Here is a 20,925-nt window from a genome sequence, read left to right on the forward strand (position 1 = left end):
GCATGAGCGACCCTATGTCTGGGCTTCTGACTGCCCTCGATCTGACCGACACCGGCGCACGAACAAGCGAAGACATTTTCACTGGTCCCAGCCAGTGGATGCCGCAGGGCCGCGTCTTCGGCGGCCAGGTGTTAGCGCAGGCTCTCGTTGCCGCGCAACGCACTCTCGCTGAGGACCGCGTCGTGCATTCCATGCACGGATATTTCCTCCGCCCGGGCGACGTGAACCTTCCGATCACGTTCTCTGTTGACCGCATTCACGATGGTCGCTCCTTCTCAACGCGGCGCACTCAGGCGTATCAAGAGGGCGTGCCGATCTTGTCGGCAATCGCTTCGTTCCAGGATGACGATGAAGGGCTCGACCACCAGATCGACATGCCCGCAGATCTTCCTGACCCGGAGTCGCTGCCCACGACCGCTGAGTCACTGGCGAGCGTCGATCATCCGGTCGCTCGCTATTGGGCGTCTGAGCGCCCCTTTGACATGCGCTACGTCACCTCGCCCATCTTTATGAGCGTTGATGGCGGCAGCGTCGCGCATCAGGCCGTGTGGATCAAGTCGGTTGGCCCGATGCCCGACGACATGAACCTGCACCGGGCAGCGCTGGCGTATGCCAGCGACTACTCAATTCTGGAATCAATCATGCGACGCCACGACCTCGCCTGGGTCACTCCCGGAATCAAGGTGGCGAGTCTTGACCACGCCATGTGGTGGCATCGCGAAGCTCGAGTGGATGAGTGGCTCCTCTATGTGCAGGAGTCTCCGACTGCCATTGGTGGCCGTGGCCTCTCACTCGGTCGAATCTACGATCGCTCTGGCCGTTTGATCGCGAGCGTTGCGCAAGAGGGAATGGTGCGCCCTCCTCGCTAGAAGGCCCCGATTCGTCAAATTGGACGGCTCTTTTAGTTCCGATAGGTAACAAACAAGTAACAAAGATGACCCCGCTCGATCCCTACTGTGCCGCGGATCGCGCCCGGTCGCCGTCACTGGATGTCCCCAATCTGGTGGACCTGAAACTGCGGAAAAACCCAAAAAACGTTACCGTTGATATCGGCCTTGCTGGCGGTGTGCCCCTTTTTTGGGCCCTGTAAGCAAGGTGCTACGAAATCAGGCCGCGCGCGCCACCCCGTCACCGGGATGTCGCTCGTACGGTTGTTTCGCAGTGGAGTTGCTCCGAAAGCGCTCCCCTATCTTTTCCCAGCAGAACCACCTTGGAATTGACAGAGCCCTGCGTTCAACCCGGACCGTAATCGAGAGAAGCGAAGCCCTTAAGGTGCCGAGTAATCAGGAGAACGTGACCGAGAAATTTGCTGTTAGCGCGAAGAACATCTACAAGGTGTTCGGCCGCCGTCCACAGGAAGCCGTTGAGAGGCTTCAGCATGGCGCCACCCGCGATGAGATTACTGACCTAGGAACAGCAGCGGTCATCGATGCGAGCTTCGACGTTCGCCCCGGTGAAATCTTCGTAGTCATGGGCCTTTCCGGTTCCGGAAAATCCACCCTCATCCGCATGCTTAACGGACTGTGGGACACCACATCGGGCAGCGTCACCGTCGGTGGCGACCTGATCACCGGCATTTCCGGTCCCAAGCTTCGCGAGGTTCGCCGCCGTCACATTTCGATGGTGTTCCAACACTTCGCCCTGTTCCCGCACCGCACCGTTCTTGAGAACGCGGCCTACGCCCTCGAAGTTCAGGGAATGCCGAAGGCTGAACGTCTCGCTCGCGCCCAGAAGACCATCGACCTCGTTGGTCTCAAGGGCTGGGGCTCCAAGATGCCCTCCGAACTTTCCGGTGGAATGCAGCAGCGCGTCGGCCTCGCCCGCGCCCTCTCTGCCGATACCGACATCCTCCTCATGGACGAGGCATTCAGTGCTCTCGACCCGCTGATTCGTCGCGAAATGCAAGAGCAGCTGCTCGAGCTTCAGACCGAACTCGGCAAAACCATCATCTTCATCACTCACGATCTCAACGAGGCAATGTTCCTCGGAGATCGCATCGCAGTGATGCGTGACGGCCGCATCGTTCAGATCGGCACGCCAGAAGACATCCTCACCGACCCGGCCAACGACTATGTTGCTCAGTTCGTTCAGGATGTTGACCGCTCGCGTGTTCTCACGGCCGCCAGCGTCATGGAGCCCGTGCGTGCGACGGTCTTCGCCAGTGGCGGACCGCGCGCAGCACTGAAGGTTATGCGTGACCTTCAGACCTCAACTGCTTTCGTAATCAGCCGCGACCGCACGCTCCAGGGCGTCGTTCGCGATGCTGACGTGATGAAGCTCGTCCGCAAGGGCGTCAGCGACCTGACAACGATCTTGAGCGACGAATACAACGCGGTGGACGAAAACACCTACCTGTCGGAACTTTTCGTTCCCTCGGTCGAAAGCCCTCTTCCGCTCGCCGTTATCGACGAGCGTGGCCGCCTGCGGGGTGTCGTACCTCGCGTTACTCTGCTTGCTGCTCTCGGCAACGTCACGACCGACACCGATGAATTTCAAGCCATCGAACCGCCTCTTACCGTCTCGACCTCGGTCATCACCGACGCCCTTGACGCCAGCGATACGAGCTCCGACGCGAAGGAGGACGCACGATGAACGACTTCCTCAGAATTCCCCTCGGCCAGTGGGTCGAAAACGGTATTGACTACATCACCGAGACTTTTGGCGCCTTCTTCGACGTCATCAAGTTCATCATTGCGTCGATCTCCGACGGAATGAACTTCCTCTTCACCTCCCCACCCTTCTGGGTCATCCTGATCATCTTCGCCGTCATTGCTTTCGTGGCTCGCGGTTGGATGTTCTCGGTAGGAAGCATCCTTGGTTTTCTGCTTATTCTCACGCTTGACCAGTGGGAAAATGCTATGGACACCATGGCGCTCGTGCTCGTCGCGGCCTTCCTCGCCATCATTATCAGTGTTCCGTTAGGAATTCTGGCGGCTAAATACCGAACGGTCTCGACCATCGTGAAGCCGATCTTGGACTTCCTGCAGACGATGCCCGCCTTCGTTTACCTGATTCCTGCACTCATCCTGTTCCGCATTGGTGACGTTCCCGGAATCGTCGCAACCGTGCTCTTCGCTCTTGCACCCGGTGTTCGCCTCACGGAACTCGGAATTCGCGGTGTGGATAGCGAAGTTGTTGAAGCCGGCCAGGCTTTCGGCGCATCGCCCGGCCGCATCCTTCGACAGATTCAGCTTCCGCTGGCTCTGCCGTCAATCATGGCCGGTATCAACCAGGTCATCATGCTCTCGCTCTCCATGGTCGTTATCGCGTCCATGGTTGGTGCCGGCGGCCTCGGCCAGCCCGTTATCCAGAGCTTGAGCCGAGCGGATGTCGCACTCGGCTTCGAGGCTGGACTGTCTGTAGTTATCTTGGCCATCTTCCTGGACCGCCTCACGGCATCCTTCGGATCGGGCAAGGGTTACTTCCAGTTCATTATCGAGTCCTTCAAGGTTCGTAGCCGTAGCGAAGAATCTGAAGTGGTTGACACCACCGCAGACAGCTCGGCCGCTACGACCGAACCAGCCGAACACACTCCCCCCGTTCGCTAATTTTCGGGCGCCAACCCGCGCTCGTTTCCCGCATGCAGAAAATCCTGTATGCATCGACGTCAACATCGTCGACGCTTTAGCGTTGACAGAAAAGGACGACACAATGAAGAAGCAGACACGTGCTGCAATTGCAATCGGAGCCGCAGCGCTCCTCGGTCTGTCGGCTTGCGCCGCAGGCGGAGACGACACCGCGTCCGGCGACGCTGTTGAGAGCAAGGATCTCAGCATTGCCGTATTCAACGGATGGCCTGAGGGCGAAGCAGTTTCGTACCTCTGGAAGGCAATCCTTGAAGAAAAGGGTTACAACGTAGAGCTCGAATACGCTGACGTAACCCCGATCTTCTCGGGCCTCAGCACCGGTGACTACGACATCGCGCTTGACGGATGGCTCCCCATCACTCACGCAAGCCTGATGGAAGAGTACGGCGACACCATTGAAGACCTCGGCGCATGGAACAGCGAAGCTGGCCTGACCGTTGCAGTCAACTCTGATGCCCCCATCGATTCGCTCGACGAGCTCGCAGCAAACGCTGACGCTTTCGGCAACCGCATCGTTGGTATCGAGCCTGGTGCAGGACTCACTGAAGCAGTCCTGAACAACACCATGCCGACCTACGGCCTCGACGATATGGAACTTCTCACCTCGTCGACCCCCGCCATGCTTGCTGAACTGCAGGCTGCACTCGACAACGGCGAGAACATTGCCGTCACTCTTTGGCGTCCGCACTGGGCCTACGATGCATTCGACATCAAGGACCTTGCTGACCCCGAGGGAACGCTCGGAGACGTTGAAGAAATTCACTCCTTCGCACGCGACACCCTGAGCGACGACATGCCTGAGGTCACCGAGTGGATCTCGAGCTTCAAGATGGACTCCGAGCTGCTTTACTCGCTCGAGAACGTCATGTACAACGAGTACGAAGGAACCGACTTCGAGCCCATCGTTGCTGACTGGATTGCAGCGAACCAGGACTACGTAGACGGCCTCACCAGCTAATACTGTTGTAGCTTTCAGCACTTCGGTGCTGTAACTCACGAAAAGGGGTCGCCTTCGGGCGGCCCCTTTTTGCGTGCGCACGGCAACCATCCAGTGTCACGCTAGGGTCGAATGGTGCCAGCAATTGATAATCCTGTCGTCGTCATCGCTCCCGATTCGTTCAAAGGCAGCCTGAGCGCTGCGGATGCCGCGGCGGCTCTTGAACGTGGAGCCCGCGAAATGCTTCCCGAGTCAGCCACCGTGCTCACGTTCCCCATGGCTGACGGCGGAGAAGGTTCCCTCGACGCCGTACTGGCCGCCTGGCTCCAGCCGGCGCTCACGATGACGACAGTGGATGCCATCGGTCGCGAGCGCGAAGCCAGCTACGGACTCGACAGCGAAGGTCGCCGGGCGATCATCGAAGCCGCGCAGTCCAACGGACTCCCCTACGTCAGCGACGTGCCGCTACAGGCGCTGCGCGCCGACAGCTACGGCGTCGGCCTCATAGCCGCACGCCTCATCGAAAAAGGCGCGCGCGACGTGACACTCTTTCTCGGCGGCTCCGCAACCACCGACGGCGGCACAGGCATCCTCCGCGCGCTCGGTGCGCGATTCCTCGACGCCGAGGGCAACGAACTGGCACCCGGAGGGGGCGCGCTAGCCTCCCTCTCAACGATCGACCTCAGCGGGCTCATCGCCGGCGCACTGGAGACGCAGTGGCGCATCGCCGTCGATGTGACCAACCCACTGGTGGGAGAACAGGGCGCAGCCCACGTCTTCGGGCCCCAGAAGGGGGCTTCGGCATCCGATGTCGCTGTCTTGGATGCCGGGCTCACCAGACTTGCCGAAGTGCTGGCAGAGACACCGCTGGCTGCCGAACGCGGCTTCTCTGCCGCCGGAATCTGCGCCCTGCCCGGCATGGGAGCCGGCGGCGGTATGGCCACTCCTCTTGTGGCGCTCTTCGGCGCAGAGTTGGTTCCCGGCGCCCAGCTGGTTGCCGATGCGATCGGGTTGAGCGAGGTAATCGCCAGCGCCGACATCATTCTCACGGGCGAGGGTCGCTTTGATTCGCAGTCGCTCGACGGCAAAGTTGTTGACTACCTGCGCGGCGCCAAAGGCCCAAGCGGGTGGCTCGCGGTAATTGCGGGCAGTGTGGGAATGAGCCCGAGCGAGGCGAAGGCTGCTGGCATCGACGTAGCTCTGCCGCTGGGCTCAGGTATCGAGAGCCGCAAAGAACTCTTCCAGCTGGCGGCTCCGCTGCTCGAAGCGCGTGGCGCGCACGCTATCGCCGAATGGTTCGAACCCACCGACCTCGACGCCGAGTTCAGAGATGAAGAGGGCGACGACGACGCGACGCTCGGCAACTAGCGTCTGGCAGCTAGCGCTTGGCACCTAGCGTCTGACGGCTAGCACTCGGGAGTTAACGCGTGCGACTAGCGCCGCTTGGCGAATTGAAGCGGTTCCTCGGCGTAGTCGTTGAATACAGCGCGTTGCGCTTGGCTAATGCGCATGGGCCGTGAGGTTGCAGCATCAACAAGCACCAATGTGGTGGATGCTCGAACGAAGAGTTGCTGGGGCTCTACGCCCACGGGAGTGTAAATCTCGTAGCAAACTTCGAGGCTTGCTCCCCCAACGCGCCCGATCCACATCTGGATGTCGATGGGTTCGCGCATGTACGGGATCGGAAGCAGGTATTCGATTTCTTGACGCGCAATGAGCGTCATCGTGGCGCCGCCTGGACGACCATCGAGCACGGCGGTGAGGGGCGCATCCGCTCCCGCTACTGGCCAGAATGCGTGAATGCGCGCCTCTTCGAGGAGACGAAACACTTCGGCATTGTTGACGTGTTGGTACGCGTCAACGTCTGACCAGCGCAGCGGGAGCGGGATGTGCAATCTCATGGCTAGTCGCGGGTGAGCTTGCGGTAGGCGCTGCGGTGAGGCTTGGCCGCGTCGGGGCCGAGACGCTCGATCTTGTTCTCTTCATAAGCGTCGAAGTTGCCCTCGAACCAGTGCCAGTAACCGGGGTTCGTTTCCGAACCTTCGTAGGCGAGGATGTGGGTCGCGATGCGGTCGAGGAACCACCTATCGTGAGTGATCACCACAGCGCAGCCGGGGAACTCGAGGAGCGCGTTTTCGAGGCTTCCGAGAGTCTCGACGTCCAGGTCGTTAGTCGGTTCGTCAAGCAGGAGAAGGTTTCCACCCTGCTTGAGCGTGAGCGCGAGGTTCAAGCGGTTGCGCTCACCACCGGAGAGCACACCGGCCTTCTTTTGCTGGTCTGGACCCTTGAAGCCGAACTGCGAGACGTACCCGCGCGACGGAATTTCGGTCTTGCCGACCTGGATGTAGTCCTGGCCGTCAGATACAACTTCCCACAGCGTCTTGTTGGGGTCGATACCGCCACGAGTCTGGTCGACGTACGAGATGTCGACTGTTTCGCCGACCTTCAGGTCTCCAGAGTCGAGCGGCTCAAGCCCCACGATGGTCTTGAACAGCGTGGTCTTACCGACACCGTTCGGGCCAATGACTCCCACAATTCCGTTGCGGGGAAGGGTGAAGCTGAGCCCATCGATCAGGATGCGCTCGTCGAAACCCTTCTTGAGGTTCTTGGCGTCGATGACCTGCGCGCCGAGGCGTGGCCCCATCGGGATGACGATTTCTTCGAAGTCCAACTTTCTGGTCTTCTCCGCTTCGTTCGCCATTTCTTCGTAGCGTGCGAGTCGAGCCTTCGACTTGGTCTGGCGGCCCTTGGAGTTGGAGCGCACCCACTCAAGTTCGCTCGAGAGACGCTTCGCGAGCTTGGCGTCTTTCTTGCCCTGCACCTGGAGACGTTCTTGCTTCTTCTCGAGGTAGGTGGAGTAGTTGCCCTCGTAGGGGTAAAGGTGACCGCGGTCGACTTCAGCAATCCACTCGGCGACGTGGTCGAGGAAGTACCTATCGTGGGTTACGGCCAGTACGGCGCCCGGGTACTTGGAGAGGTGCTGCTCGAGCCAGAGAACACTTTCGGCGTCGAGGTGGTTAGTGGGCTCATCGAGAAGCAGCAGGTCGGGCTTCTGAAGGAGCAGCTTGGTGAGCGCAACACGGCGCTTCTCTCCACCGGAGAGTTTGTTGACGGGCCAGTCTCCTGGCGGGGTGCGCAAGGCATCCATTGCTTGTTCAAGCTGGGAGTCGAGGTCCCACGCATCAGCAGCGTCGATGTCTTCCTGAAGCGAACCCATTTCAGCCATGAGCGCGTCAAAGTCGGCGTCTGGCTCAGCCATTTCGAGGCCAATGGCCGCGTGACGGTCAACCTTGGCCTTGATCGGTCCAACGCCTTCTTGCACGTTTTCGAGAACCGTTTTGGTTTCATCGAGTTCGGGCTCCTGCATGAGGATGCCGACGGAATACCCAGGGCTCAGGCGGGCTTCACCGTTGCTGGGGATGTCGAGGCCCGCCATGATCTTGAGGATTGTGGACTTACCGGCACCGTTAGGGCCAACCACACCAATCTTCGCGCCGGGATAGAACGACATTGTGACGTCGTCAAGGATGAGCTTGTCGCCGACCGCTTTTCGCGCGCGCACCATGGAATAAATGAATTCGGCCATGTGACCATTCTACGGAGCGCTGGGCGTGAGTCGAACCCGATTCGGGACTACCAGTCGATTGCGCGGGTCTTTCCGACAAGACAGCCACCGGTGCCCAAAAGCGGTTCGATGGATGAGACGTAGTTATCGGGAGCAAACTGGCCAAGCAGGCACTCTCCCTTGATGCGCACGGAGACCACGATGGAGTCTGTGGCGAGGCCGATTGCCGTGGTGTCTGCAGTGACTTCCATGTCTTGCTTCTCGAAACCGTTTTCGATGAGGTTGTCAACAATGCTGCGGCCATCTCCGCGACCGTTCGCTTCGAAGTACTCGGTGTTGATCTGATCGAAGAATTGACGATTAGCTACGGCATTCTCGCCGGGGCGCAGCATGGGGGCAGTCTCGCTGGCCTCGGGAGCCGGCGTCGTTGATGTTGTGGGGGTTGCTGTCGGTTCGGGCGTCTCCGCAACGCAACCGCTGAGCGCGACTGCTGCCGCCAAGGTGAGGGCAAGAACTGCACCGAGTCGGCGAGTGGGTCGTACGCGCATTGCATTCCCTTCATCGGCCACGAGACTTCAGGGCCGCATCAAGTCTAGATTGCTTGCGCGCACGATCCGCTCAGAAGGGCTTGACTGCGCTGCTTCCCGCCGCAATGAGCTCGCCTTCTTCAGCGGCGTCAGCGTCAGCGTCAGCGTCAGCGTCAGCTGCGGGGAACGTATCGTCGCTCTCGGTCTGGTGACTCGCTGAGCTCACACTGGAGATGGTTCGAGAAAACTGAGCAGTGCCCCACATGAGATCGTGACCGAGCGAGTCTGCTTCAATCTCAATGTTGGTGCCGCTGCGGTCAGCGTTCTCCCATTCGCGAATCTTCAGCCGCCCGCTGAGCACGACGCGATCGCCCTTGCCGATCGACGTAGCGCTGTTGATCGCGAGCTGGCGAAACGAGGTGATCGTGTACCAGTTGGTTTCGCCATCGATCCACCGCTGATTGCTGCGGTCAAACCGACGCTGCGTAGACGCGAGCCGGAATGACGTAATGGGCAAACCTTCACTCGTGACGATGTGCCGTGGGGTCGTCGCGACGAGCCCCGAAACGGTAATAGTGTCTGACATATCTGCTCCTAGGTCTGGGCCACGAAGCGAACAACGCGGCCGATGTGGGAGACAGATGCGGGCCGACACTCGTGCCGGGAAGCCGACCCGGCATCCGTCTGACACCAGTGTTCGTCAGCACGCCACAGCGAGCGAGATGCGCCTCAGCATCTGTGGATGCCGGACACACCGCGCCCGCTATCAGGAGAAGTGGGCGATCAGCCTAGTGCTCGCGGAACTCAGGCCACGCCGTGCCGGGAAGCAGGTTCGCGTGCAGGGCAGCCTTCGCGGCATCCAGAGTCGGATACACCGCTCGATAGTCTTCGTCTTTCAATAACTTGAAGGTGAACCCGTCTGTTACCCGGTGCACCGAGCCAACTGCTCCTGCCTGCGTGAATGCCACCCAGGTTTGTCCGGTCAGAGTGTGGTTTGTCATTTCCGAACCTCCTTCGAATTAGTAAGAAAGCGACGCCACTGTCGCTTGTTAACGACCGTACGCCGCCTCGCGACGAAGATAAAGACCTTCGTGCGAGACGGCGCACAGATTGTGTCGCTGCCGAGTACTACTTGATGTAGCTCGAGAACGATGAACGAATTTTGTTGACCTTGGGCAACGCAACCGCCATGCAATACCCCTGGCCGGGGTTCTTCGCGAAGAAGTCCTGGTGGTAGTCCTCAGCCTTGTAGTAGGTGTCGAGTGGCTCGATCGTCGTCACGATGCCGCCATCCCAATATTCGGATGCGCGGTCACGGGCAGCCTCGAAGAGAGCTTTCTGCTCGTCGTCTTCGTAGAACATCGCCGAACGGTACGACGATCCCACGTCGTTGCCCTGCCGGTTGAGCTGGCGCGGGTCGTGGAGGGTGAAGTACACGTCAAGAATGACTTCGTCGGGGATGACCTCAGGGTCGAAGGTGACGGCAACCGCTTCTGCGTGGCCGGTGGTCTCAGTGCACACCAGTTCATAGCTGGGGTTGGGCACTGTGCCGCCGGTGTATCCAGAGACTACGTCGGTGACGCCGTTAAGGGTGCGGTAGACCGCATCGAGGCACCAGAAACAGCCGCCTGCGAGATGAAATGTGTGCATAAGTTGAGCCTACTTTCTTGGGCTGGATGTCTCATACAACGCACACCTCGCGTGCCGTGTTCCCTCAGTCGCTGGGCATATGCTGAACGAATGCCTTACGAAGCCTCCCCCGCCAGATATGACACCGCCGAATATCACCGCGTAGGCCGCAGCGGCCTCACACTTCCCGCGATGTCGTTGGGATTGTGGAACAACTTCGGTGATGACCGACCCCGCGCAACGCAACGAGCGATTCTGCGCCGCGCGTTCGACCTCGGCATCACTCACTTCGACTTGGCCAACAACTACGGCCCCGAAATCGGTGCCGCCGAGCGCAACTTCGGCGAGATCGTTGCCGACGACTTCGAGCGCTATCGCGATGAACTGATCATCTCGACCAAGGCCGGCTACACGATGGGAGTCGGCCCCTACCAAGACGGGGGTTCACGCAAATATTTGCTCTCGTCTCTCGACGCAAGCCTCGACCGCATGGGCCTCGACTATGTCGACATCTACTACCACCACCGCCCCGACCCCGAGACCCCTATCGAAGAAACGATGGGCGCATTGGCGACCGCAGTGAACTCGGGCAAAGCGCTCTACGTTGGTGTCTCGAATTACAGCCCCGAGCAGACCGTAGCCGCCGCTGCCGCACTCGCGGAGTACGGCATCCCGCTGACCATTCACCAGCCGCGCTACAACATGTTTGATCGCCACATCGAAAGCGGACTCTTTCCCGTGCTCGACCAGATCGGTGCCGGCAGCATCGTGTTCTCCCCGCTCGCGCAGGGTTTGCTCACCGACCGCTACTTGGATGGCACGATCCCCGACGGATCTCGTGCGTCGGAGGGTCGCTGGCTCCAGCCCGGCCCCATCGGTGACACCTACCTGCAACGCGTTCGGGCCCTGAACGAGATTGCTCAGAACCGTGGGCAAAGCCTCGCTCAGCTCGCGCTGACCTGGGTGCTGCGTCATCCGCAAGTTACGTCTGCGCTTGTCGGAGCCAGCAGTGTCGCGCAGTTGGAGAACAACTTTGCCGCCCTCGAGGGCCCAGCATTAACGGATGCCGAACTTGCCGCCATCGAGCCACTCGCGTTCGACGGTACGGCTTTGCGCTAGCCAAACCTCGTCATTGAGGTGCTCCTGACGCACGAATGTCAGTGTTCGAACATATATTCGAACAACACACATTCGCGTTCGATATTTGTCAGGAGCACCCATGACCACCACTCTCGATTTCGCTGGCCCTACGCGCTCGATTCGCTCAAGCGTCGTGACTGTTCAACTCAACGACGACCTGTGGCGCATTACCCGCCAGGATGGCGAAGTGTTGGGCTACGTTCACCGCTGGCAATCCGCTGCAGGGTTTCGTTTTCAAGCCAAGCGCATGCTTCAGCGCCAACGCCGCTTCTTGCCCCTCGGAGACTTTTGGACCATCGACGATGCTCTCGATATCTTCCGGTTTTGATGTGACGCGCCTGTCGCTATCGGGTCACGTGCGCTAGCCGGGTTACAGTTCCAACATGATTCTTGAGTGGTGGAACGACATCGTCGACTGGTTCAACTCTGATGCAGGCTGGACGTTTATTACGAACGCTCTAGTGCCCTTCCTCGCGATTGTTGTCGGAGGAATCATTGTCGGGCTCATCGCGCGCTCTTCGCTGCGTCGCCTTATCGGCCACCAAGACCGCCAAGCCAAGGCTGCCGCCGTCGCTGCTCTTATTTCATCGGGCCGTCGCGCTGCCGCCTGGAGCACTCTCTCCGCCGGCGAAAAAGAGCACGTCGACTACCAGGCAAGCGAAGCCGAAGTTCGAGTGCGCCTCCTCCCCCTCAAGGGTGCAAACATCGCCGCCGACTGGGCTTCTCACAAGCTCGCGGCCATGAAGAAGAACTCCGTCAACTACAGCTTCCAGGCCGAACAAGACCTCGCAGAGCTTCAAGACGGCCTCATTGATTGGCAAGCCCGTCCCGGCCGCGCCAAGAAGCTCTTCGCTCAAGACCTCGCCAGCTGGAAATACGAAACCGGCGAAGCTGAAGACGAGCTCGTCGTCAAGCAGCAAGAATGGGCGTCGCGTCAAGCCGCCGAAGGCAGCTCAACACCGTCTACGGGTTCGTCCACACCGCCGTCTTCCGCTACCGCGTCAGGCTCGGAACCGACTCCGACAGTCGTCATCACTCCCGACCGCGACTAACAACGTGGACCACCACACGTCCTAGGCGTCAGGTCCCTCAACCGCGATAACACGAGCAGACCACGGACAAAAACTGTCTGAGGTCAGAATCTCATCCTCGACATACTGCGGAATACCATCGCACGCCTCGGTCGTGATGTTGGTGAACTCAAGCGTGGCAGGGTCGATGTGCCACGACCACGGCATGTTTACCGACGACGATTCCCGCACGACGACTCCCTGAGGCACCGCGGCTAGGTTCTCCCCCGCCAGCAGTGCCTGAGCATGTTCAACGAGTTCCGGGGTCACAAGCTCGATCGTGAACTGACCGCCACTGGGGACCTCGAAAACTGCGACCGTCGGCTCCGGCCCTGCGATGCAACCCGAGACGGTGGTTAGCGCCACACCAGCCACGGCGGCCGCCAGGAGAGCCCGCCCACGGTTCACGCCGGAGCCTCAGTCATCCTCGGCGAGCGCATCGTAATCAAAACGGGCAACCTCATAGCTTCGCGTCAGCAACTCCTCGAGAACCGTAAGATCGACATCAGCCAACTTCTTGACATAAAGACAGCCCACCGCCAGTTCATGGGTTCCCAGTCGCTCAAGCAGCTCCGGGAACTCCCGAAAATTGCGAGCCGTGTACAGCGAGATTTTGGCCTTGCGCGGAGAGAAACCAATCGTGGCCGTATCTCCCTCACGACCGGTGGCATACCGATAGTGACTGGAGCCGAACCCAATGATGGATGTGCCCCACATCACTGCAGGCTGGCCAGAGGCACGGCCAAAGATATCCAGAAGAGTCTGCGCCTCATCCCGCCGCCGTTCGGTCGGCACGGAGTCGATGAACTCGGCAACGGTGACCGCGGTAGGGGCCGTTTTGTTCGGTGTGTTCACGTCAGGACCATCCCCTTCGATGCGGTGCCCTCGGCAGGATTCGAACCTGCGGCCAAGAGATTAGAAGGCTCCTGCTCTATCCCCTGAGCTACGAGGGCGGGGTATACGCGTTAAACGATAGCGCGTTAGTCACACGATGCGGATCAGTGGCACGATGCGGACCAATCGCACGATGCGAATCAGTCGCTATACGGCTTTCGCGAGCGCCACCAACATCTGGTTGAGCGTTGGGGCGCCCTGGGCACGGAAAACTTCTTCGCCCTGCGCAGACACAATCACGATGGTGGGCGTAGAGGTGATGCCAGCCTGCTCGGCACGCTCTGCCTCACGCGCGACATCCAATTCTGCATAGGTCACCGCCGGTACGAGGCGCGCCACCTCGTCGAGGGTTCGGCGCGCCGTCGCACACGGGTCACAAAAGGCAGACGAAAAGAACAGCACCGTTGGCTGTTCAGAGATGCTGCTGCTAGAGGTCGTTTCGTTCGTCAAGGTCTTCCAGAGGGTCGCTATCGGCCTGATCCCACGTATACGTCACGTGGACTTTGTCGCCGACCTGCTTCGCTACCGGAGATTCGTAACGCAATTGCGTTTCGGAACCTACAGCGTCTGCAGCGATCAGGGTCACATAATCATCCCATCCCTCCTCGGTTGCAATACGCGTATCGTTCTGGCCGTTGTACGGGCCGCCGACAAAAAACACGATGTACTCGTCGCCGTGCGCGAGAGTGGGGGTTGATTCGCTCATGACCACAGGTTTACCAGACAAGAGTGGACGAACGCTGGTGACATTTCAGGAGCGGTAGAATCGGGTCATGGCATCACACGCTGATTATCTGGTTTGGATCGACTGCGAGATGACGGGATTGGATGTCGAAATCGACGAACTCGTCGAAGTTGCGGTGGTGATCACCGACTACGACCTCGTTCCCGTCGATGAGGGAATGACGATTGTCATCAAGCCCAGTGAGGCTGCTCTCGCGAACATGGGTGAGTTCGTCACCAACATGCACACCTCAAGCGGACTCATCGAAGAGATGCCCAACGGGGTTTCTCTTGCTGACGCCGAGTTCGCCGTGAACGAGTACATCGTGCGCTACGTGCCCAACGCCCGCACCGCCCCGATGGCCGGCAACACCATTGGCACCGACCGCACCTTCTTGGCCAAGTACATGCCACGCGTCGACACTCACCTGCATTACCGCAGCGTCGATGTGTCGTCGATCAAAGAGCTCTCGAAGCGTTGGTTCCCGCGCGTGTACTTCAACGCCCCAGACAAAAACGGAGGACACCGGGCTCTTGCCGACATTCTCGAGTCGATTCGTGAGCTCGATTACTACCGCAAAGCGGTCTTTGTGGGCGAACCAGGACCGACGACAGAACAGGTTCAAGCAATTTCTGCTGACGTAGTGGCTGGATTCGCTCCGCGGTTGTAATACACTTATACAGTTGCTTATCGCCGCAGGGCGAAAAACAACCTTGGTGGGCGTAGCTCAGTTGGTAGAGCGCTGGCTTGTGGAGCCGGAAGTCGCGGGTTCGAGCCCCGTCGTTCACCCCAAGATAATGAGGCCCAACCCCTCGAGACAAACATGATGTCTCGCGAGGGGTTGGGCCTCATTTTTGTTGTTACCGGCTCCCCGCAGCGAGCGACCTACGAATTATCGACCGCCCGGTCGCGTGCCTTCTTGAGCACCGCCTTGCCCTGCCGCGGTTTCTTGCACTTCACCGGATGAGTAGGCAAGTATCGCTTCCGTTTCAGATTCCAGCACTGCGCTGTCGACGAGATCAGCCGCCTCGTCAGACAGCGTTTCGGAACGCGACTCTACGATGCTGGCGAATTGCCCGCTCTCGAAAATCTCCGCCTGCAACTCCTCGAGCGCATCCTCGTACAGCGCAGCAAACTCCGGAATCTCGGTGAACCGTGTTGTCAGAATGTTGTTGCCCTGCTGAGCCTGTCCACCGCCTGCGGCATCCCCGCCGCCTCCGGCAGGCAAACCTCCGGGAGCAGCACCCTCAGCGGCGCCGCTCGGACGCTCGCCCTCGGGGAGCTCGCCTTCGGGAAGCTCGCCTTCAGGAAGCGCACCCTCAGGAAGCTCGCCTTCAGGAAGCGCACCCTCAGGAAGCGCACCCTCAGGCGCTGCGCCGCCCGCGGTACCGCCGCCGGCTTCGTTTACCGTGCCGAACGCCAAGTTATGGTCCCAGGCCAGGACTGACATGAGCCCAGAATCTGGGTCGTAATACAGGTACGAGTTGTTGCCAGGCCCATCAATGTCGTCAAAGTTGTCAATGAGATCTTCAACCGCGAGATATCGCGCGAAGGATTCCACGTCGAGAACGTCGGAAAGTTGATCGACAAACTCTTCGTCTGTCGTGTTGTTTACGACATCGAGAAAGTTGACCAGGGGCTCGTAGTCATCATCTCCGGCCTCGCGATCAAACACCTCCGTGTAGAGCTCCGGGTCGTCACCTAACCAGGAGTAATCGCCTTCGCTCTCCGCCTTCCAGAGGATGCCATCATCCGAGGGCAGCAATCCCGCCTCGTAGTTTCGTTCAATCCACGATTGGTTCGGCACCGCGACAGTGAGAAGCAGAGTCTCTTCGCTACCGTTCACGGAGAACCGTGTCGCAACTGATTCTTCGCTCGCCAACCCAGCCGCGCTCAACGTCTCAAGAGCAACAGCCTCGTTCAGTGAGGTCTCAGTGTTGTTGGAGCGCACCACAACATCAGTGACCCCCTCGATGCTTTGTCCGTCAACATACTTATCGAGACGAATTCTCCAGGGCAGTTCTTCAATGGGAGTGTCCGCGGTTACTCCGCGCAAGCTCGAGTTTCCTTTGAGCTTGATTCCCACCTGCTCATAGGTCGTGCCGTCGATAACCACGGTCGCTTCCAGCCACTCCTTATCGCCGGAATCGAGATACGTCTCGACCATCTCTAGGACCTCGTCGCTATCGACGTCAATTTCGATGGAGTGCACAACAGCAGAATCGAAAAACGAGTCCGCTTCAGTCGTGAGACTCACGTTCACAAAGTCGGTGGTGCCTGCACTCCCCGCAGTGTCCGTCGAACCCACGGAGCAGCTCGCGAGTGTAAGAGTGAGAACGACGGTAGTGCTGACTACGCCCCATAACTTTTTTCTTTGCATGAGTGCGACGCTAAAGAAAGTTTCTATCGGTTTGCTAAGACCACAACGGGAGTTTCACCGGAAAGGGCACTGTCATTCCTCCCAGCAGAAGCTGGCAAGCTGGGTTCATGGAGAATCTCGATGCCCAACAGTTCGAGACGCTCGTTGTCGAAGGCCTTGATGCACTTTCCGACGAGATCGTTGAGGGGCTCGAGAACGTCGTATTTGTGACCGAAGATCGCCCCGACGATGGGTCGCTCTCGGTGCTCGGCCTGTACGACGGTGTTGCCCTCACCGAGCGCGGTCAGTACGGCTTTGGCGAATTGCCCGACCGCATCGTCCTCTTTCGGGAACCACTGCTGGCCGTGAGCGAGTCGCTCGACGAGCTGAAAGAACAGATTCACATCACTCTCGTGCACGAAATCGCCCACTATTACGGCATCAATGACGAGCAATTGCATGAACTCGGCTGGGCCTAGCGGTCGGTGAGCCGACATCCGGTCCTGACCGCGTAGGATTTCGTGAGTGTCACGAACCTCAGGAGGATTGATGATTTCGAGCAAGCGCGCGAGTGCGTTGTTGATGGCCCCCGCCGCACTGCTGGTGCTGTCTGGTTGCGCACTGATCGAACCCGCCGATACCAGCGAGCCGCCTACGGCCATGGAATTGTGCGCGATGGGTCACACGTGGACGCTCGACACTGCTGATCTCGCTGAAAAGCTTCTGGCAGAACTACCCTCTGAAGACGTTCCGGCGAAGGCTGTCGAACCTAGCGGCGGCCAAACTCTCACGTGGGAGAGCACTGGTGCTCTCACGATCGAGTCAGACCTCGTGTTCACAATTAGCGCTGAGCCCAAGGCAGATCAAGTCATGACGATCACCCAGTCCTACACGGGAACCGTCGTCGGCAAGGCCCTCATCAACGTGGATGTCGCGATCCCCCGCGACTGGGACATCTCCGACTACACGGTCGAAACCACGGCAGTGCTCGCCGATGAGCCTGTCGAAGAGTTGAAGTACACGATTCCCCGCAGCGACTTCGATGACATGCTCGGGCTAGTGCTCACCTGCGAAGGGGACGTGATGACGGTCAACCCGCGCGGAACCGACCTCATTCAGGTGTGGAACAAGTCCAACTAACGCCCAGCGAACCAGCGTGAGATATCGACACCGTCGAGCGTCTCATCCGCCAGTTCACGGGGGTTCTCGCGTGCCATAAAGCGGAGCTCGTGGCGTGCCCACCGCTCCCAATGTGGGGCGTAGGTGTCTCCGTCGCGGTCGAGGGCCCGCTTCTTGCGTGAGGCGTCGTCGAGCTCGACCCAAATGCTGTGGTCGACGAGAGGGGCGGATGCGCGGCTCAGGGCACCGATTCCCTCCAGCACGAGGGGGCGATCGCCGTCGAGCTCGTGCCAAGGCCCCGGCTCGTTGGTGAGCCAGTTCCATTCTTGCCACCGCAACTCGGTGAGGATGCGCGGAACGAGGGCGCTAGCGGCATCCAAGCCATCCCAGCCGGGATAAAAGTCGTCGAGTTTCACTAGCTGAACCTCTGGCCAGGCTGCGGCCATGGCACGGCCAAGTTCGGTCTTGCCCGAACCAGAGCGACCATCGATAAGACACCGCCAGCGTGGAGCAGGCGGCTGCGCGCTAGCCAACAATGAGATTCCAACTTCCCGTGAGCACGGCAACGACTGTAGCGGTAATGCCGATCAGCAGACCCACGAGCAGCGTGAGCCATTCAGCCCGCCCCCACGGCGACTCCCGGGCCCACGTGCGGGTCGTATCGCCGCCGAAGCCGCGCGCTTCCATCGCAATAGACAGTTTGCTGCCTCGACGGATCGAGAGCACAAGTAGCGCAAAACCCTGACCGGCGATACGGCGGAGGCGACCACGGTCTGCCACGCCACGAGCGCGACGGGCTAGTTCGAGAGAGCGCCAATCCTCGAGAAAGAGCCCGACCATGCGCACGGCTGCTAACGCGCCAACAACGAAGCGGTCGGGCAGTCGAAGTCGCTGAGCGAGGCCATCAGCGAAGTCGGTGGGGTCGATCGAGATGAACAACACGACCGCGGGCAGGCCGATCGCGAGCACCCGCAAGAAGGTCGCGAGGGCGAGCTCGATCGAACCATCACTGATTCTGATCAACAAGAATTCGAAGTACACGGTGCCGTCATAGCGGCCATACAGCAGGATCGTGAGAGCGGTCAGCGGAGCCGCCACCCACACCGGCAAAGTCCGCAACCAGAATCGTTTCGGCTCAATCCCGAAGAACGCGATGATGGCAAGCTCGAGCACGAGCGCGGTCGTGGCCGACACCCAGTCGATCGTGGCGAGCAAGAACAGGCTCACGAGGAGCCCTGCTCCTAGTTTGGCCACGGGATTCACCGACGCGATAGGGATCATTCGAGCACGACCGTTGAGTCGGCGAGTGCATCGACGAAATCGAGATCGTGGCTGACGGCGATTACGCTGCTTCCGTCATCCACGAGTCGTGCCAGCAGGGCGAGCAATTCGCTCCAGGTGCGCGAATCTTGCCCGAACGTGGGTTCGTCGAGCACGAGCACCTGCGGGCGCGTAGCGAGGGCTGTGGCGACGCTCAGGCGACGTTTCTCGCCGCCCGAGAGAGTGAACGGGTTGGCGTCGGCTAGCCGGTCAAGGCGCAACCGGGTGAGCAACTCGTTGACGCGAGCATCCACTTCGCTCTCGGGGAGCTTCAATGCCCGCGGGCCCACTTCGAGCTCTGCGCGCACTGTGCTCGTCAGCAATTGGTGCTCGGGATCTTGAAACACGGTGCCGATTCGGGTGAGCAGCTCACGCGACTTCCAGCGGATCGGATGCTCGCCCGCTCCATTCGCGAGCGCCGGGCTCGCCACGACAGCACCACTGACGGGCGACAAAAGCCCACCAAGGGTGAGCGCGAGCGTTGACTTGCCTGCGCCATTGGGGCCGGTGATGGCCAGAGCGTGGCTGCTCATGATCTGGAGGTCGAGCGGAGCCCCCAGGGCTACTTTGCCGCGGCCGACGGTCAACTGCTGAGCGCTGAGAAGCGCGTGTTGCGGGCCCCGTACTGCCCGCACCGGGCGCGGTGGCGGAAACTGCGGGATCCAGACTCCCCGAGCGGCGAGCTCTTTGCCCTGCCGTGCGAGAACGTCGGCGGGCGCCCCATCGGCGATGACTCCCCCGCCGGCGGCGAGCACTACGACGCGGTCGACAACGTCGCTCCACACCGAGACGCGGTGTTCGACAACCACAATCGTGGCGCCGGTTGCCTCGGCGACGCGGATGACGGCATCCCGAACCTCGGTCACCCCCGCGGGGTCAAGATTGGCGGTCGGTTCGTCGAGCACGATCAAACCGGGCCGCATGGCCAGCACCCCGGCGAGCGCGAGCCGCTGCTTCTGACCGCCCGAGAGCGCACTGGTGTTGCGGTCGAGAGCAACCTCGAGGCCGACGGAGGCGAGACTGTCACGCACACGAATCCAGATTTCGTCGCGCGGAACACCCAAGTTTTCACAACCGAACGCAACGTCGTCTCCGACGCGCTCCAAGATCACTTGGCTGTCGGGGTCTTGAATCACGAGACCGGTGCGCCCACGATGGGCGGCCGGATGCTCGCCCGCGACGAGCAGGGAACCTTCTGTTTCGCCTTCGTCGTCGCCGACTACCCCGGCGAGGGCATGCAGAAACGTTGACTTTCCCGCCCCGGACTCGCCGAGGAGTAACACGCGTTCGCCCGGTTCAATACGCAGATCGAGACCGCGTACCGCCCAAGCGAGCCTGCTGGAATGGCGCCACCCCCATCCTTCGACGGTGACGCCAACAGGCGTGGTGGGGCTCAGACCCGTTTCGCAATCTCGCGGCCAGCACCAAAGCGGTTGAGCGCTCCGGTTGCCGCAATACCGCGCGTCGCGAGCCACGACAGGAGGCCAGCAATGAGCATCCCGCCGACGATGGCGGCGATCGTGTAGATGATGATGAAGGGAAGCGCTGATCCCGGGTACCAGAGCAGCAAGTCAGTAATAGCCATCGCGAGGCCGGCACCGGCGCCCGCAAGAATCGCACCGCTGACGCGCCAGTTGGCGTAGAGGAAGGCAGCGAAGACGATCTCGGCACCAATCCCCTGTGTGAAGCCGCTCACGAGAGTGAGTACACCCCACTGGTTACCGATAAGGGCCGACACGGAGGCGGCGACCATCTCTCCGTAAATCGCGGCACCTGGCTTGCGGATGACGAGTGCGGTGAGCACGCCGGCGAAGAGCCAGAAACCGCCACCAATCGCTTGCAAGCCGGGCAGGAGCGCAGCGAACGGGGCCAGAGCGGGAACGGAGGCAACGTTCCAGACGACGAAGATCAAACCGCTTGCGACGCCAATAACGCTCGCCACGACGATGTCGATCACCCGCCACTGAAAACGCGATCCGGGCTTCGTCGGGGTAGACGTGGATGAGGATGGTGCTGTTGTGGTCACTTTCGTGCCTTTCACTAGTGAATGGCAC

The 20,925-nt window shown here is 60.3% G+C and carries 26 protein-coding genes and 2 tRNA genes; 12 read left to right on the top strand and 16 right to left on the bottom strand.

The features are described 5' to 3' along the window. The first annotated feature begins 2 nt into the window (after window positions 1-2). The 5 genes from I6E81_RS03330 (at window position 3) to I6E81_RS03350 (ending at window position 5,892) form a co-directional block, all read left to right on the top strand. The gene (locus I6E81_RS03330) at window positions 3-869 is read left to right on the top strand and encodes an acyl-CoA thioesterase II (protein WP_231599671.1); all 867 of its coding nucleotides are present in this window, start codon (window positions 3-5) and stop codon (window positions 867-869) included. 424 nt (window positions 870-1,293) lie between these two features. After that, window positions 1,294-2,592, top strand: coding sequence for a glycine betaine/L-proline ABC transporter ATP-binding protein (locus tag I6E81_RS03335; protein WP_197105978.1), 1,299 nt, complete (start codon window positions 1,294-1,296; stop codon window positions 2,590-2,592). Next, window positions 2,589-3,548, top strand: a complete 960-nt coding sequence (locus I6E81_RS03340; RefSeq protein WP_197105979.1) for a proline/glycine betaine ABC transporter permease — start codon at window positions 2,589-2,591, stop codon at window positions 3,546-3,548. Before I6E81_RS03335 ends, I6E81_RS03340 begins: the two co-directional genes overlap by 4 nt. A 103-nt stretch (window positions 3,549-3,651) precedes the next feature. Next, window positions 3,652-4,545, top strand: a complete 894-nt coding sequence (locus tag I6E81_RS03345; protein WP_197105980.1) for a glycine betaine ABC transporter substrate-binding protein — start codon at window positions 3,652-3,654, stop codon at window positions 4,543-4,545. A gap of 114 nt (window positions 4,546-4,659) precedes the next feature. Continuing rightward, complete coding sequence (locus tag I6E81_RS03350) at window positions 4,660-5,892, top strand: glycerate kinase (protein ID WP_307784091.1); 1,233 nt, start codon at window positions 4,660-4,662, stop codon at window positions 5,890-5,892. Between the two features lie 65 nt (window positions 5,893-5,957). On the opposite strand, the gene I6E81_RS03355 is transcribed toward I6E81_RS03350, so the two are convergent. From I6E81_RS03355 to msrA, 6 genes are all read right to left on the bottom strand, one after another. Then, on the bottom strand, window positions 5,958-6,425 hold the full coding sequence (locus tag I6E81_RS03355) for a thioesterase family protein (protein WP_197105982.1): 468 nt from the start codon (window positions 6,423-6,425) through the stop codon (window positions 5,958-5,960). A 2-nt stretch (window positions 6,426-6,427) separates the two neighbouring features. Continuing rightward, complete coding sequence (gene ettA / locus I6E81_RS03360) at window positions 6,428-8,110, bottom strand: energy-dependent translational throttle protein EttA (RefSeq protein WP_197105983.1); 1,683 nt, start codon at window positions 8,108-8,110, stop codon at window positions 6,428-6,430. Between the two features lie 47 nt (window positions 8,111-8,157). Further along, window positions 8,158-8,637 (bottom strand): hypothetical protein, encoded by a 480-nt coding sequence (locus tag I6E81_RS03365; RefSeq protein WP_197105984.1) that lies wholly within the window; start codon window positions 8,635-8,637, stop codon window positions 8,158-8,160. 70 nt (window positions 8,638-8,707) lie between these two features. Next, window positions 8,708-9,202 carry a single-stranded DNA-binding protein gene (locus I6E81_RS03370; protein ID WP_231603851.1) on the bottom strand — a complete coding sequence of 165 codons (495 nt, stop codon included), beginning with the start codon at window positions 9,200-9,202 and terminating at the stop codon, window positions 8,708-8,710. A 202-nt stretch (window positions 9,203-9,404) separates the two neighbouring features. Beyond that, window positions 9,405-9,617, bottom strand: a complete 213-nt coding sequence (locus tag I6E81_RS03375) for a methyltransferase (RefSeq protein WP_197105985.1) — start codon at window positions 9,615-9,617, stop codon at window positions 9,405-9,407. Between the two features lie 127 nt (window positions 9,618-9,744). Then, window positions 9,745-10,266, bottom strand: coding sequence for a peptide-methionine (S)-S-oxide reductase MsrA (msrA, locus tag I6E81_RS03380; RefSeq protein WP_197105986.1), 522 nt, complete (start codon window positions 10,264-10,266; stop codon window positions 9,745-9,747). Window positions 10,267-10,356: 90 nt separating this feature from the next. Here msrA and I6E81_RS03385 point away from each other — a divergent pair, with 90 nt between their 5' ends. The 3 genes from I6E81_RS03385 to I6E81_RS03395 all read left to right on the top strand — a co-directional run bounded on the left by I6E81_RS03385 (window position 10,357) and on the right by I6E81_RS03395 (window position 12,437). Beyond that, complete coding sequence (locus I6E81_RS03385) at window positions 10,357-11,364, top strand: aldo/keto reductase (RefSeq protein WP_197105987.1); 1,008 nt, start codon at window positions 10,357-10,359, stop codon at window positions 11,362-11,364. A 100-nt stretch (window positions 11,365-11,464) separates the two neighbouring features. After that, window positions 11,465-11,713 (top strand): hypothetical protein, encoded by a 249-nt coding sequence (locus tag I6E81_RS03390; RefSeq protein WP_197105988.1) that lies wholly within the window; start codon window positions 11,465-11,467, stop codon window positions 11,711-11,713. A 55-nt stretch (window positions 11,714-11,768) separates the two neighbouring features. Continuing rightward, window positions 11,769-12,437: a hypothetical protein gene (locus I6E81_RS03395; RefSeq protein WP_197105989.1), complete on the top strand. Its 669-nt coding sequence runs from the start codon at window positions 11,769-11,771 to the stop codon at window positions 12,435-12,437. 21 nt (window positions 12,438-12,458) lie between these two features. Here the strand turns inward: I6E81_RS03395 and I6E81_RS03400 are convergent, their stop codons facing one another. From I6E81_RS03400 to I6E81_RS03420, 5 genes are all read right to left on the bottom strand, one after another. Then, window positions 12,459-12,863: a hypothetical protein gene (locus I6E81_RS03400; RefSeq protein ID WP_197105990.1), complete on the bottom strand. Its 405-nt coding sequence runs from the start codon at window positions 12,861-12,863 to the stop codon at window positions 12,459-12,461. 9 nt (window positions 12,864-12,872) lie between these two features. Then, window positions 12,873-13,310, bottom strand: coding sequence for a DUF1801 domain-containing protein (locus tag I6E81_RS03405; RefSeq protein ID WP_197105991.1), 438 nt, complete (start codon window positions 13,308-13,310; stop codon window positions 12,873-12,875). A gap of 25 nt (window positions 13,311-13,335) precedes the next feature. Next, window positions 13,336-13,408 (bottom strand) — tRNA-Arg (locus I6E81_RS03410). Between the two features lie 88 nt (window positions 13,409-13,496). Next, window positions 13,497-13,799, bottom strand: a complete 303-nt coding sequence (locus I6E81_RS03415; protein WP_197105992.1) for a co-chaperone YbbN — start codon at window positions 13,797-13,799, stop codon at window positions 13,497-13,499. Continuing rightward, window positions 13,777-14,055 (bottom strand): oligoribonuclease, encoded by a 279-nt coding sequence (locus I6E81_RS03420; protein WP_197105993.1) that lies wholly within the window; start codon window positions 14,053-14,055, stop codon window positions 13,777-13,779. The genes I6E81_RS03415 and I6E81_RS03420 overlap by 23 nt, the downstream gene beginning before the upstream one ends. A gap of 67 nt (window positions 14,056-14,122) precedes the next feature. On the opposite strand from I6E81_RS03420, the gene orn reads away from it, so the two are divergent. Together orn and I6E81_RS03430 are read left to right on the top strand one after the other, a co-directional pair. Then, window positions 14,123-14,743 (top strand): oligoribonuclease, encoded by a 621-nt coding sequence (gene orn / locus I6E81_RS03425; protein ID WP_197105994.1) that lies wholly within the window; start codon window positions 14,123-14,125, stop codon window positions 14,741-14,743. A gap of 46 nt (window positions 14,744-14,789) precedes the next feature. After that, a tRNA-His gene (locus tag I6E81_RS03430) sits at window positions 14,790-14,865 on the top strand. 100 nt (window positions 14,866-14,965) lie between these two features. On the opposite strand, the gene I6E81_RS03435 is transcribed toward I6E81_RS03430, so the two are convergent. Beyond that, the gene (locus I6E81_RS03435; protein ID WP_307784093.1) at window positions 14,966-16,381 is read right to left on the bottom strand and encodes a CotH kinase family protein; all 1,416 of its coding nucleotides are present in this window, start codon (window positions 16,379-16,381) and stop codon (window positions 14,966-14,968) included. Between the two features lie 179 nt (window positions 16,382-16,560). On the opposite strand from I6E81_RS03435, the gene I6E81_RS03440 reads away from it, so the two are divergent. Together I6E81_RS03440 and I6E81_RS03445 are read left to right on the top strand one after the other, a co-directional pair. Continuing rightward, the gene (locus tag I6E81_RS03440) at window positions 16,561-16,911 is read left to right on the top strand and encodes a metallopeptidase family protein (RefSeq protein ID WP_197105996.1); all 351 of its coding nucleotides are present in this window, start codon (window positions 16,561-16,563) and stop codon (window positions 16,909-16,911) included. 46 nt (window positions 16,912-16,957) lie between these two features. After that, the gene (locus I6E81_RS03445; protein WP_307783845.1) at window positions 16,958-17,572 is read left to right on the top strand and encodes a hypothetical protein; all 615 of its coding nucleotides are present in this window, start codon (window positions 16,958-16,960) and stop codon (window positions 17,570-17,572) included. On the opposite strand, the gene I6E81_RS03450 is transcribed toward I6E81_RS03445, so the two are convergent. From I6E81_RS03450 to I6E81_RS03465, 4 genes are all read right to left on the bottom strand, one after another. Next, window positions 17,569-18,084, bottom strand: coding sequence for an ATP-binding protein (locus tag I6E81_RS03450; RefSeq protein ID WP_231599669.1), 516 nt, complete (start codon window positions 18,082-18,084; stop codon window positions 17,569-17,571). The genes I6E81_RS03445 and I6E81_RS03450 overlap by 4 nt on opposite strands. Further along, window positions 18,077-18,832, bottom strand: coding sequence for an energy-coupling factor transporter transmembrane protein EcfT (locus I6E81_RS03455; protein ID WP_197105998.1), 756 nt, complete (start codon window positions 18,830-18,832; stop codon window positions 18,077-18,079). The genes I6E81_RS03450 and I6E81_RS03455 overlap by 8 nt, the downstream gene beginning before the upstream one ends. Then, window positions 18,829-20,154 carry an ABC transporter ATP-binding protein gene (locus I6E81_RS03460; RefSeq protein ID WP_307784094.1) on the bottom strand — a complete coding sequence of 442 codons (1,326 nt, stop codon included), beginning with the start codon at window positions 20,152-20,154 and terminating at the stop codon, window positions 18,829-18,831. Before I6E81_RS03460 ends, I6E81_RS03455 begins: the two co-directional genes overlap by 4 nt. A 110-nt stretch (window positions 20,155-20,264) precedes the next feature. Continuing rightward, window positions 20,265-20,897, bottom strand: a complete 633-nt coding sequence (locus tag I6E81_RS03465) for an ECF transporter S component (protein ID WP_197105999.1) — start codon at window positions 20,895-20,897, stop codon at window positions 20,265-20,267. Window positions 20,898-20,925: the final 28 nt, after the last annotated feature.

Source organism: Salinibacterium sp. NG22 (assembly GCF_015864925.1).
GTDB lineage: Bacteria > Actinomycetota > Actinomycetes > Actinomycetales > Microbacteriaceae > Rhodoglobus.